The sequence below is a fragment of the Variovorax sp. GW822-FHT04A09 genome (genome assembly GCF_058801005.1).
Window position 1 is genome coordinate 391,664 of the sequence record NZ_JBXAMV010000005.1, and the last position, 12,176, is coordinate 403,839.

The 12,176-nt window shown below is 70.5% G+C and carries 12 protein-coding genes; 4 read left to right on the top strand and 8 right to left on the bottom strand.

What is annotated here, in order from left to right:
* Window positions 1-147 precede the first annotated feature (147 nt).
* Both AC1RLW_RS25190 and AC1RLW_RS25195 read right to left on the bottom strand, forming a co-directional pair.
* Window positions 148-861 (bottom strand): YebC/PmpR family DNA-binding transcriptional regulator, encoded by a 714-nt coding sequence (locus AC1RLW_RS25190; protein ID WP_095949820.1) that lies wholly within the window; start codon window positions 859-861, stop codon window positions 148-150.
* A gap of 96 nt (window positions 862-957) precedes the next feature.
* Window positions 958-1,914, bottom strand: a complete 957-nt coding sequence (locus AC1RLW_RS25195; protein WP_493195541.1) for a DMT family transporter — start codon at window positions 1,912-1,914, stop codon at window positions 958-960.
* Window positions 1,915-2,055: 141 nt separating this feature from the next.
* On the opposite strand from AC1RLW_RS25195, the gene AC1RLW_RS25200 reads away from it, so the two are divergent.
* A complete protein-coding gene (locus AC1RLW_RS25200) occupies window positions 2,056-2,937 on the top strand; it encodes a LysR family transcriptional regulator (protein WP_493195592.1) in 882 nt (293 codons plus the stop codon).
* Here AC1RLW_RS25200 and AC1RLW_RS25205 read toward each other — a convergent pair.
* A complete protein-coding gene (locus AC1RLW_RS25205; protein WP_493195542.1) occupies window positions 2,915-3,652 on the bottom strand; it encodes a hypothetical protein in 738 nt (245 codons plus the stop codon). The genes AC1RLW_RS25200 and AC1RLW_RS25205 overlap by 23 nt on opposite strands.
* Window position 3,653: 1 nt before the next feature.
* The gene (gene alr, locus AC1RLW_RS25210) at window positions 3,654-4,751 is read right to left on the bottom strand and encodes an alanine racemase (protein ID WP_070063521.1); all 1,098 of its coding nucleotides are present in this window, start codon (window positions 4,749-4,751) and stop codon (window positions 3,654-3,656) included.
* A 171-nt stretch (window positions 4,752-4,922) separates the two neighbouring features.
* On the opposite strand from alr, the gene lplT reads away from it, so the two are divergent.
* The 3 genes from lplT (at window position 4,923) to AC1RLW_RS25225 (ending at window position 7,732) form a co-directional block, all read left to right on the top strand.
* The gene (gene lplT, locus AC1RLW_RS25215; protein ID WP_062476894.1) at window positions 4,923-6,227 is read left to right on the top strand and encodes a lysophospholipid transporter LplT; all 1,305 of its coding nucleotides are present in this window, start codon (window positions 4,923-4,925) and stop codon (window positions 6,225-6,227) included.
* Window positions 6,228-6,340: 113 nt separating this feature from the next.
* A complete protein-coding gene (locus AC1RLW_RS25220) occupies window positions 6,341-7,231 on the top strand; it encodes a DMT family transporter (RefSeq protein ID WP_062476897.1) in 891 nt (296 codons plus the stop codon).
* A 12-nt stretch (window positions 7,232-7,243) separates the two neighbouring features.
* Window positions 7,244-7,732, top strand: a complete 489-nt coding sequence (locus tag AC1RLW_RS25225; RefSeq protein WP_070063522.1) for a glutathione peroxidase — start codon at window positions 7,244-7,246, stop codon at window positions 7,730-7,732.
* Between the two features lie 2 nt (window positions 7,733-7,734).
* Here the strand turns inward: AC1RLW_RS25225 and AC1RLW_RS25230 are convergent, their stop codons facing one another.
* From AC1RLW_RS25230 to AC1RLW_RS25245, 4 genes are all read right to left on the bottom strand, one after another.
* Window positions 7,735-8,169 (bottom strand): carboxypeptidase regulatory-like domain-containing protein, encoded by a 435-nt coding sequence (locus AC1RLW_RS25230; RefSeq protein WP_493195543.1) that lies wholly within the window; start codon window positions 8,167-8,169, stop codon window positions 7,735-7,737.
* A gap of 97 nt (window positions 8,170-8,266) precedes the next feature.
* Window positions 8,267-9,505 (bottom strand): glycolate oxidase subunit GlcF, encoded by a 1,239-nt coding sequence (glcF, locus tag AC1RLW_RS25235; protein ID WP_493195544.1) that lies wholly within the window; start codon window positions 9,503-9,505, stop codon window positions 8,267-8,269.
* A 24-nt stretch (window positions 9,506-9,529) separates the two neighbouring features.
* Window positions 9,530-10,648: a glycolate oxidase subunit GlcE gene (glcE, locus tag AC1RLW_RS25240; RefSeq protein ID WP_493195593.1), complete on the bottom strand. Its 1,119-nt coding sequence runs from the start codon at window positions 10,646-10,648 to the stop codon at window positions 9,530-9,532.
* Between the two features lie 13 nt (window positions 10,649-10,661).
* Window positions 10,662-12,164: an FAD-linked oxidase C-terminal domain-containing protein gene (locus AC1RLW_RS25245; protein ID WP_070063526.1), complete on the bottom strand. Its 1,503-nt coding sequence runs from the start codon at window positions 12,162-12,164 to the stop codon at window positions 10,662-10,664.
* Window positions 12,165-12,176 lie beyond the last annotated feature (12 nt).

Consider the following 12,176-nt stretch of genomic DNA (forward strand, 5'->3'; position numbering starts at 1 on the left):
TGTGCGGCCGATCAACAGCCGCACTGCCCAACGCTCACGTCGATGGGGTGCCTTGCGCAGCGAAATTAAGGGGGAGCCCGAAGGGCGGAGGACATTCGCGGAGCAAGGTGCCCCGTCGGCGGGAGCGTCGCCCTGAGTATCAGGCGCTCAACCCGCCAACCCGACGTACACGTTCTGCACGTCGTCGTTCGCATCGATGGCCGCCAGAAACGCCTCGACCTCTTCCAGGTCCGCCGCGCTCAGGCTCGCCGGATCGACCGGGTTCTTGGGCCGGTAGCCCAGCTTGGCCGACAGCACGGTGAAGCCCTGGGCCGGCAGCGCGCGGCTCACGAGGTCGAGGTCGGCGGGCTCGGTCAGGAACAGGGTGGTGCCGTCTTCGGCGCCGGGCTCGAAGTCCTGCGCACCGGCTTCGATGGCGGCCACTTCGGCGTCGGCGTCCTTGCTGGCGGGCTCGGCTTCGATCATGCCGAGGTGGTCGAAGTCCCACGAGACCGAGCCGGAGGTGCCGAGCTGGCCCTTGCGGAACAGCACGCGCATTTCAGGCGCGGTGCGGTTCACGTTGTCGGTCAGGCACTCGACCATCACGGCCACGCGGTGCGGGGCGAAGCCCTCGTACATCACGTGGTCGAAGTGCACCGCCTCGCCCGTGAGGCCGGCGCCCTTCTTGATGGCGCGGTCGAGCGTGTCCTTCGGCATCGAGACCTTGCGGGCCTGCTCGACGACCAGCCGCAGCCGCGCGTTCGAGGCCGGGTCGGCGCCGTTGCGCGCGGCGATCATGATTTCCTTGGCCAGCTTGCCGAACAGCCGGCCCTTGGCATTCGCGGCCACGTCCTTGTGCTTGGCTTTCCATTGCGCGCCCATGTCTGCATTCCTTGGTGTTGTGGGGGGCGGCGAAACGCCGCAGCCCCCGAGGATGCCACGAGCCGGGGGCCGCGCCCAGCCGGCCCCCTTCCGCCGTCAGGGGCGCCTCGTCTGCCCGCCCTCCTCCGGCGCCAGGCTCACCCACAGGGCGGCGCCCACGATCAGCAGGCCGCCGGCCCAGCCCCAGGCGCCGATGCGCTCGCCCAGCCCGAGCGCCGCGATGGCCGCGCCGAACACCGGCTCGCTGCCCATGAGCAGCGACACCCGGCTCGGGCTGCTGCGCGAGGCCGCGTGGTTCTGCGCGAAAAAGGCGAACACGGTGCACAGCAGCACGAGATACGCCATGCCCCACCAGAAGCCGGCCGTGGCGGGCGGCAGGTGCCAGGCGCGCCCGCCCGACGCAGCCAGCAGCGACAGCGCCGCCGCGCCCAGCGCCATCACGCCGGACTGCACGGCCGTCAGCGTGAGCGCCGGCAGGGTGTGGCGGCCCGCCAGGCGGCGCGTCAGGCACACCATGACGGCGCGCAGGAAGGCGGCAACCAACATGAGCGCATCGCCCCACCCCATCGACAGGTCGGCGAGCGAGGGCGCCGACAGCAGGGCCGCGCCCACGGCCGAGAGCCCGGCCGCCCAGAACACGCGCCGCGCGGGCCGCCGGCCCAGCAGCCACCATTCGACGAACGGCGTGATCGCCACGCACAGGCTGATGAGGAAAGCGGCGTTGCTCGCCAGGGTCAGCGAGACACCGAAGGTCTCGCACAGGAAGATGGCGAGCAGGTTGGCGCCCAGCAGGCCGCCCACCGCGAGCCCCTGGCGCCACTGCGGGTCACGCCACAGCGGCCGCAGCGCGGGCAGCAGCACGAGAAAGGTGAGGCCGAAGCGCAGCGCGACGAACTCGAGCACGGGCAGCTGCTGCGTCGCCTGCTTGGCCACCGCGTAGCTGCCGCCCCAGACCGCCGCCACGAGCAGCAGCATGAGCTCGGCCGGGCCGAAGCCGGCTGTCCACGACCCGCGCCCCGCCGGGACCGCACCTTGCAACGCCTTTGAATCCATACTGTCTGCCCGCGGCCCGGGGCGCCTGAAAGAAGAAGAGAAGGCGCATTGTTCCGGGCGGCACCAGGGCCGCACAGCCGTCGGCCGGAACAGGACTCTTGCGTGGTCGGAACGAATTCATTTCTCAAGGTGCTGCCCGAGATGGTGACCTTCGTGCGGGTCGCCGAACTGGGCAGCTTCTCGGCCGCGGCCGACCTGCTGGGCATCACACCCTCGGCCGCGAGCCGGCAGGTGAAGCGGCTCGAACAGGAGATCGGCGTGCAGCTGCTGCAGCGCACCACGCGCCAGCTGCGGCTCACGGAGCCCGGCGCCGAGGCTTTTGCGCGCTGTCGCGAGCTGGTGGCGGCGGCGCAGGGCGCAATGGACATCGGCGCGCAGTTCGCGCGCACGCCGGCCGGCCGGGTGCGCCTGAGCGCGCCGAAGGCCTTTGCGCGGCGCGTGCTGCACCCGCACCTGCTCGACTTCCTGCGCCAGTATCCGGCGGTGGACGTGCAGCTGATCGTGGCCGACCGCGACATCGACCCGATCCGCGAAGGCGTCGACCTCGTGGTGCGGCTGACCACGGCGCCGCCCGAGGGGCTGGTGGCGCGGCGGCTGATGGCGGTCGAGCACATCCTGTGCGCCACACCGACCTACCTGGCGCGCCACGGCGCCATCGCGCACCCGCACGACCTGCGCGCGCACAGCTGCCTGTCGCTGGGCGAGCACGAGCGCGACAACCACTGGCGCTTTCGAAAAGACGGCGAGGACGAGGTCGAGGTGGTGGTGGACGGCCGCTACGTCTGCAACCACAGCGAGATGCGGCTCGACGGCGCGCTCGCGGACCTGGGCGTGGCCTGCGTGCCGGCCTTCACGGCGCGCGAGGCGCTGGACGACGGCCGCGTGGTGCGCGTGCTGCCCGACTGGGCGCTGCAGGGCGCCTACCAGGGGCACGCGTGGCTGACGTACCCGCCCAGCCGCTACCTGCCGCCCAAGTGCCGGGTGCTGGTCGAGCACCTGCTCAGCGCGGTGCCTTCCCCGTGAGCACGCGCACGGCCTCGGGCAGCGAGTGGACCTGCGGCATGAAGTGGTCGATGAGCGCGCCCAACGCCACCGCGCAGACCACCGCGCCCAGCAGCGGCTTCCAGGTGAGCCGCACCGCCGCCATGAGCCAGCCTTCGCGCGCCACGCGCACGGCGGCGCGGGCCGACGCATAGGAGAAGGCGACCTCGATCGCCACGGCCAGCAGCGCGTCCCAGCTGAAGTACAGCAGCACCAGCGAGCCCGCGCCGAGCACGACGGCCACGCACAGCAGGAAGATGGCGAGCACCGGCACGACGATGATCGCGCCCTCGTCGGCGCCGCCCGCGGCGTCGAGCGCGCCGCTGGCCACGTCGGAGAGTGCGCTGCCGCCGTCGGCGGCGTCGGTCGCGCACCCCGGATCGTCAGCGCCGTCCCTGGTGATGCCCAGGTCTTCGGGCGCCTCGACCTCGGTGCGCCGCTCCACCAGCCGCTGTGCCCACCAGCGCAGCACGCACAGGTACCCGACGTAGCCCACGCCGAGCGTGACGAGGTAGCGCGCGGCCAGCGACTCGACATGCAGCAGGTGCATCTGCAGCGCCGACACGCCCCACATCAGCAGCAGCGTGAAAGTGCCGATCAGCAGGCCGTGCGTGCGCAGGCTGTGATCGCGGTGCAGGTCGCGTTCGACCTGGGTTTCCCACAGGCGCACGGAACGCCAGTTGGAAAGAACCTTCACTTCATTCGTCGGCGGGTGCGAAGGGCACCCGCGGCGCGACCGCGCACATGAGTTCGTAGCCGACGGTGCCGGCGGCCTGGGCCACCTCGTCGATCGGCAGCACCGCGCCGGTCAGGGCCGAGCGGCCCCACAGCGTGACCTCGGCGCCGAAGGCGGCATCGGGCACGGGCGTGAGGTCGACGGTGATCATGTCCATGCTCACGCGGCCCACCATGCGGGTGCGCACGCCGTTCACCAGCACCGGGGTGCCGGTGTCGCAGTGGCGCGGGTAGCCGTCGGCATAGCCGACCGCCGCGATGCCGATGGTGAGCGGGCCCTCGGCCGCGAAGCGCGAGCCGTAGCCGATGGTGTCGCCGGCCTTCAGCGTCTGCACCGAGATGAGCCGGGTCGACAGCGTCATGGTCGGCTGCAGCTGCCAGTGCGCCGCGTCGTGTTCGGGGAAGTCGGGGGCGCTGCCGTACAGCACGATGCCGGGGCGCACCCAGTCGCCGCGCGTGCGCGGCGCATGGCGCAGCGTGGCGGCGCTGTTGGCGATGGAGCGCTCGCCGGGCAGGTCGCGCGTGGCGCGCTCGAACACCTCGAGCTGGTGCTCGATGCCGCGCGGGCCGTCGGCGTCGCTGAAGTGCGTCATGAGCGAGATCTCGTCGACCTGCGGGAGCGCGTTCAGGCGCGTCCAGGCCGAGCCGAAGCGCTCGGGCGAGAAGCCCAGGCGGTTCATGCCGGAGTTCATCTTCAGGAACACGCGCTGCGGCTTGAGGGTCTTGTGGGCCGCGAGCATGTCGATCTGCTCGTCGCAGTGCACCGAATGCCACAGGTCCAGGCGCGAGCACAGCTCCAGGTCGCGCGCGTCGAACACGCCTTCGAGCAGCAGCACCGGGCCGCGCCAGCCCAGCGCGCGCACGCGCTCGGCCTCGGCCAGGTCGAGCAGCGCAAAGCCGTCGGCGCCGCGCAGGCCCTCGAAGACACGCTCGATGCCGTGCCCGTAGGCGTTGGCCTTGACCACGGCCCAGACACGGGCGTCGACGGCCGAGCGGCGGGCGCGGTCGAGGTTGTGGCGCAGGGCGGCGGTGTGGACGGTGGCGAGAATGGGGCGCGGCATGGCGGGTGTTGGGGTGGTTTCAGACCACGTTTTAGCATCTTCGGGAATGGGGTCGAATCCAGTGGGGATGCCTGAATTCGCGTCGTACCCCCATGCTATAACCGCCCATTCGCGCCTGACGCGACACTTTTTCACTACCGCCAGCAGACCCTCTGGCCAGCCAGCCCATCGATGAAGCGCGGTTTTTACACGATCATGTCGGCCCAGTTCTTTTCGTCGCTGGCCGACCAAGCGCTTTTCGTCGTTGCCGTCGATCTCATGCGAAGTTCGGGCGCCCCCGAATGGCAGCGGGCCGCCCTGGTGCCGATCTTCGCGGTCTTCTATGTGGTGCTGGCCCCGCTGGTGGGGGCCTTTGCCGACGCGCTGCCCAAGGGCAAGGTGATGTTCATCAGCAACGCGATCAAGGTCGTGGGCTGCCTGATGATGCTGTTCGGCTCGCACCCGCTGCTGTCGTATTCCATCGTGGGCCTGGGCGCCGCAGCCTACTCGCCGGCCAAGTACGGCATCCTCACCGAGCTGCTGCCGTCGTCGCAGCTGGTCAAGGCCAACGGCTGGATCGAAGGGCTGACCATCGCCTCGATCCTGCTGGGCATCGTGCTCGGCGGCATGCTGGTGGGCCATGCGGTGTCGAGCCAGCTGCTGCTCATCGACCTGCCGTTCATCGACACCGGCATCGACTCGCCGGCCGAAGCCGCCATTGCGGTGCTGATCTTCGTCTACGTGCTCGCGGCCTGGTTCAACACCCGCATCCCGCACACCGGCGTCGAGATGCGCCCGCTGCGCTCCAACCCCGAGCAGAGCATGGTGCGCAACCTGGCCGGCCTGCTGCCCGACTTCTGGCATTGCAACGCCCGCCTGTGGCGCGACCGGCTGGGCCAGATCTCGCTGGCGACCACGACGCTGTTCTGGGGCGCGGGCGGCAACCTCAAGTACATCGTGCTGGCCTGGGCCGCCGTGGCGCTCGAATACAACACCACCCAGGCCTCGGCGCTGACCGGCGTGGTCACCATCGGCACCGCGGTGGGCGCCATCGTGGCCTCGATGTACATGCGGCTGGACATGGCCACGCGCGTGATCCCCATGGGCATCGCGATGGGCCTGATGGTGATCTGCATGAACTTCATCGGCAACGTCTGGCTGGCGGTGCCGTTCCTGATCATCCTGGGCGGCCTGGGCGGCTTCCTGGTGGTGCCGATGAACGCGCTGCTGCAGCACCGCGGCCACAACCTGATGGGCGCGGGCCGCTCCATCGCCGTGCAGAACTTCAACGAGCAGGCCTGCATCCTTCTGCTGGGCGGCTTCTACAGCGTGTGCACGGGCCTGGGCCTGTCGGCCTACGGTGCGATCAGTGCCTTCGGCCTCGTGGTGGCGGGCTGCATGTGGATCATCAAGCGCTGGCACGAGAACAACCTCAAGAAGTATCCTGAGGAAGTCGAGCACCTGCTTGCCATCGCCCGCAGCGACAAGCATCACTGACCTCCCCCAGGCTGCGCGCACTTCGTGTCGCTCCGCCAACCCCCTCGCCGGGGGCAACACCAGCGGCCCGGCAAAGCCGGTTCCGCGGTGTTCCTTGAAAAAGACCTCGCCCCATGCCCGCCCTCGCCCTGATGTTCAACGCCTTCGTGTGGGGCGTTTCGTGGATTCCCTTCCGCCAGATCGCCAGCCACGGCCTGCATCCGCTGTGGACCACCTGCCTGATCTACCTCGTCATCGCGACGGCGATGGGCCTCGTGCGCCGGCACGCCTGGAAGGCCTTTGCCGCGTTCCCGATGCTGGTGGCTCTGGGCCTGGCGGCGGGCTTCACCAACGTGGGTTTCAACTGGGCCGTGACGCAGGGCGACGTGGTGCGCGTGGTGCTGCTGTTCTATCTGATGCCGCTGTGGAGCGTGCTGCTGGCCTGGCTGCTGCTGGGCGAGCGGCCCACGGGCGGCGCGCTGATGCGCGTGGCGCTGGCGCTCACCGGCGTGGTGGTGGTGCTGAAGGCGCCGGGCACCGACTGGCCGGTGCCCTCGAGCCTGCCCGACTGGCTGGGCGTGGCGGCAGGCTTCGGCTTTGCCGTGACCAACATCGTGCTGCGCCACCTGCGCCATGCGCCGGGCGAGTCGCGCGCGCTGGCCATGTTCTGGGGCTGCACGGTGGTGGCGGGCGTCGGCGCGGTGAGCGGCACCGCGTTCGGCGGCATCGATTCGCCCCTGCTCGCCTCGCCCGGCTGGCTGGGCTGGGCCGCGCTGCTGGGCACGGGCTTCATCGTCGCCAACGTGTGCCTGCAGTACGGCGCGCCCAAGCTGGCGGCCAGCGCGACCTCGGTGATCATGCTGTCGGAGGTGCTGTTCGCCAGTGTCTCGTCGGTGGCGCTGGGGGCGTCCACCATGAACTCGCGCATCCTCGTCGGCGGCGCGCTGATCGTGCTGGGCGCGGTGTGGTCGGCGTTTGCGCGAACCCCGCCCGCGCGCGATGATGGCGTTTCCGCGTCCACCTGAGGAGCTCTCTCCATGACCAGCGTCTACGACTTCCAGGCTACCCGCATCGACGGCAAGCCGGTGAAGCTCTCGACCTTCCGCGGCAAGGTGCTGCTGATCGTCAACACGGCGAGCAATTGCGGCTTCACGCCGCAGTTCGAAGGCCTGGAAGCGCTGCACGAAAAGTACGCCGGCCAGGGCCTCGCGGTGCTGGGCTTTCCCTCCAACCAGTTCGGCGGCCAGGACCCCGGCACCAACGAGGAAATCGGCGCCTTCTGCATGACCAACTACGGCGTGAGCTTCCCGATGATGGAGAAGATCGACGTCAACGGCAGCAACGCGCTGCCGCTGTACCAGTGGCTCACCAAGGAAAAGCCGGGCCTGCTGGGCAGCACGGCCATCAAGTGGAACTTCACCAAGTTCCTGGTCGGGCGCGACGGCGCGGTGCTCAAGCGCTATGCGCCGCTGGACACGCCGGCTTCGCTCACGCGCGACATCGAGGCGGCGCTGGCCGCCGGCTGAGTTCAGAAGCGGAAGTCGGCGCTCTTCGGCGCGCCGCCGACCGTCACGGTCTGGCTCTTGGTCTCGCCCGTCGACGTGCTCACGTCGATCACATAGCGCCCCGCCGGCAGGTCGATGAGGCACACCGGACCGGTGGCGGTGAAGGCCATGGCGGCGGACGAGTTCGCGTCGCCGCCCTTGATCGCGACGTTCAGATTGGCCAGATAGGCCCCGTCGGCGCGCGCGAACAGCAGCGACAGCGGATGGTTCTTCATGGCGGCGCGCATGGCGTTCGACTCGTCGGAGCCGATGCCGCCGCACACATAGCGCGTGGCGCCGATGCCCTGCCAAGGCGGCAGGGCCGAGGGCGGCTGCTGCGCCTGCGCGGCGACGGTGCCTGCGATGCAGGCAGCGGCCAGCAACGCACGGCGCAGCGAAAAAGCAGAAACGAAAGACATGGCACGAACTCCTTGCAGCGTCTTCGGCCCGCCATGATGCGCCCCGACGCGCGGTGCGCACGTCGGACGGCAACGTACCCTGCCGTGCGCGCGCGCCCTACCCTGCGGGCGCCTGCAGCGCCGCGTCGAGCAGCTCGACCCAGTGCCGCACGGGCGTGTCGCCGCTGCCGCTTTGCAGGTGCGTGATGCAGCCGATGTTGGCCGAGGCGATGGTCGTGGGCTGCAGCTGCTTCAGGTGGCCGAGCTTGCGGTCGCGCAGCGGGTAGGCCAGTTCGGGCTGCAGCACCGAGTAGGTGCCGGCCGAGCCGCAGCACAGGTGCGATTCGTTCATGGCCACGCGCACGTCGAAGCCGAGCGCGCGCAGGTGCGTCTCGACACCGCCGCGCAGCTTCTGGCCGTGCTGCAGCGTGCACGGCGGGTGGTAGGCGACCACGCCTTCGGGCGCGCGCACGCGGCCCTGCAGCGCGGGCACGAGCTCGGGCAGCAGCTCGCTCAGGTCGCGCGTGAGCGCGCTGATGCGCGCGGCCTTGGCGGCATAGGCCGCGTCGTGCTGCAGCAGGTGGCCGTACTCGCGCACGGTGACGCCGCAGCCCGAGGCGTTCATCACGATCGCTTCGACCTCGTTGCGTTCGACGAAGGGCCACCACGCGTCGATGTTGGCGCGCATCTGCGCCTTGCCGCCCTCCTGGTCGTTGAGGTGGAACTTCACGGCGCCGCAGCAGCCTGCCTTGGGCGCCATCACGGCCTGGATGCCGGCCGCGTCGAGCACGCGCGCGGTGGCGCTGTTGATGTTCGGCGCCATCGACGGCTGCACGCAGCCCGCGAGCATCAGCGCCTTGCGCGCATGCGTGGCGGTGGGCCAGCGGCCGGCGTCCTGCTTGGCAGGCACCTTGGCCTTCAGTGCTTCGGGCAGCAGCCCGCGCACCGACTGGCCCAGCGCCATCGCGGGGCCGAACAGCGGCGACGGCAGCGCTTCCTTGAGCAACCAGCGCGTGGCCGACTCCATCGCCGGGCGCGGCACTTTCTCGTCGACGATCTTGCGGCCGATGTCGACCAGGTTCCCGTACTGCACGCCGCTCGGGCAGGTGCTCTCGCAGTTGCGGCAGGTCAGGCAGCGGTCGAGGTGCAGCTGCGTGCTGCGCGTGGGCGCGTGGCCTTCGAGCACCTGCTTGATGAGGTAGATGCGCCCGCGCGGGCCGTCGAGCTCGTCGCCGAGCAGCTGGTAGGTCGGGCAGGTGGCGGTGCAGAAGCCGCAGTGCACGCACTTGCGCAGGATGGCTTCAGCTTCGCGGCCCGCGTCGGTGTCGCGGAATTCGGGGGCTAGTTCGGTTTGCATCGCGGGGTGGTGTCGTTTCTTTTTTTATTGGTCGCCTGCGAAGAGCCGGCCACGGTCGAAGACCCCGTGCGGATCGAACTCCTGCATCAGCGCGCGATGGATGCGCGCCACCGGCGCGCTCAGTGCGTCGAAGCGCGGCAGGTCGCAATCAGCTGATTGAGCCGCGGGCACACGGAACAGCGTCGCGTGGCCACCGGCGGCACGCGCGGCCTCGCGCAGGCGCGCGGCCTGCGCGGGCGGCGCGAGGTACCAGCGTTGCCCGCCGTGCCACTCGACCAGCGGCGCGGCGCAGCCCTCGATGGCGATCACCGGCGCGGTCTGCGGCACCGACAGGCGCCACAGCGCCAGCGAGCCGTCGGCATCGAGCGCGAACCACGGCATGCGCTGGTCGCGCAGCGCGGCCCAGCCGGTGGCGGCGCGCACCGGGTCTTGGCGTTCGCCGCCGAGCTGCGCGCAGGCGGCTTCGACGGCCGCCACGGCACCGCGCAGCCGCAGGCGCAGCACGCCCGCACCGGGCGCATGTTCGAACCAGCTGCTCGCGTTCAGCGGCAGCGGGCGTCCGCCCCATTCGTTGAGCAGGCGCAGCGCATCGGCCTGGCTGCAGGCGAAGGCGAGCGTGGCCTCGGCGGGCGCCACGGGCAGCACCTTGAGGCTCACTTCGGCGATCACGCCCAGCGTGCCGAGCGAGCCCGCCAGCACGCGCGAGACGTCGTAGCCGGCGACGTTCTTCATCACCTGGCCGCCGAAGCTCAGCACCTCGGCGCGGCCGTTGACGAGCGTGGTGCCGAGCACGTAGTCGCGCACCGCGCCCACGCTGGCGCGCGACGGGCCGCTGAGGCCGGCGGCGACCATGCCGCCCACTGTTCCGCTGACATCGAAGCACGGCGGCTCGAACGGCAGGCACTGGCCTTGTTCGGCGAGCGCGGCTTCGAGTTCGGCCAGCGGCGTGCCGGCGCGCACGGTGACGACCAGCTCGCTCGGTTCGTAGCTCGTGATGCCGGCGAGCGCGCGCAGGTCGAGCAGCTCGCCGCGCGGCGGCTGGCCGTAGAAATTCTTGGTGCCGCCGCCGCGCAGGCGCAGCGGCGTGGCATCGGCCGCGGCGGCGCGCACGCGCTCGACGACCTGCTGGAGGGCGGTGTCCATGTTCATCACGTTCTCAGAATCTCGGCAGGTCGGGATGCGCCAGCCGGCCGCCGCGCACCACTTCCTTGCCGTACTCGGCGCAGCGCTGCAGCGTGGGAATCACCTTGCCGGGGTTGAGCAGCCCGGCGGGGTCGAAGGCGCGCTTGATGCCGAACATCTGCTCGTTCTCGGCCGCGGTGAACTGCACGCACATGCTGTTGAGCTTTTCCACGCCCACGCCATGCTCGCCCGAGACGGTGCCGCCCATGGCGACGCTGGTCTCGAGGATGTCGGCGCCGAACAGCTCGCAGCGGTGCAGCTCGTCGGGGTCGTTGGCATCGAACAGCACCAGCGGGTGCAGGTTGCCGTCGCCCGCGTGGAACACGTTGCAGCAGCGCAGGTTGTATTTTTTCTCCATCTCCTGGATCGCCAGCAGGATGTCGGCCAGCCGCTTACGCGGGATGGTGGAGTCGAGGCACATGTAGTCGGGGCTGATGCGGCCCGACGCCGGAAAGGCATTCTTGCGGCCGCTCCAGAACTTCATGCGCTCGTCTTCGCTGGTGCTCACGGCGATGGCGGTGGCGCCGCAGCCGCGCAGCACCTCGGTCATGCGGCCGATTTCTTCCTCGACCTCTTCCGGCGTGCCGTCGGATTCGCACAGCAGGATGGCGGCGGCATCAAGGTCGTAGCCCGCGTGCACGAAGTCTTCGACGGCGGCGGTCATGGGCTTGTCCATCATCTCCAGGCCGGCCGGGATGATGCCCGCCGCGATCACCGCCGCGACCGCGTCGCCGGCTTTGCGCACGTCATCGAAGCTGGCCATGATGCAGCGCGCCAGCTGCGGCTTGGGCACGAGCTTGACCGTGACCTCGGTGGTCACGGCCAGCATGCCTTCGCTGCCGATGGCCAGCGCGAGCAGGTCGAGCCCCGGCGCATCGAGCGCCTCGCCGCCGAATTCGATGGGTTCGCCCTCGGCCGTGAAGCCGCGCACGCGCAGCACGTTGTGCAGCGTGAGGCCGTACTTCAGGCAGTGCACGCCGCCCGAGTTCTCGGCCACGTTGCCGCCGATGGTGCAGGCGATCTGGCTCGACGGGTCGGGCGCGTAGTAGAGGTTGAAAGGGGCCGCAGCCTCGCTGATCGCGAGGTTGCGCACGCCGCACTGCACGACGGCCGTGCGGCTCACCGGGTCGACCTTCAGGATGCGGTTGAACTTGGCCAGCGACAGCGTCACGCCCAGCGCGTGCGGCATGGCGCCGCCCGAGAGCCCGGTGCCGGCGCCGCGCGCCACCACGGGCACGGCCAGCGCATGGCAGGCGCGCAGCACGGCGGCCACCTGCGCCTCGGTCTCGGGCAGGGCCACCACCAGCGGGCGCTGGCGGTAGGCCGTGAGGCCGTCGCACTCGTAGGGCGTGGTGTCTTCGGCGTGCCAGATGAGCGCATGCGCGGGCAGGTGCGCCTGCAGCGCCCGCACCACCTGCGCCTGGCGCTCCGCCTTCGACAGCTGCGTGTGCTGGTCGGTCGTGACGGGAGCATTCATGGCGGGAACAAC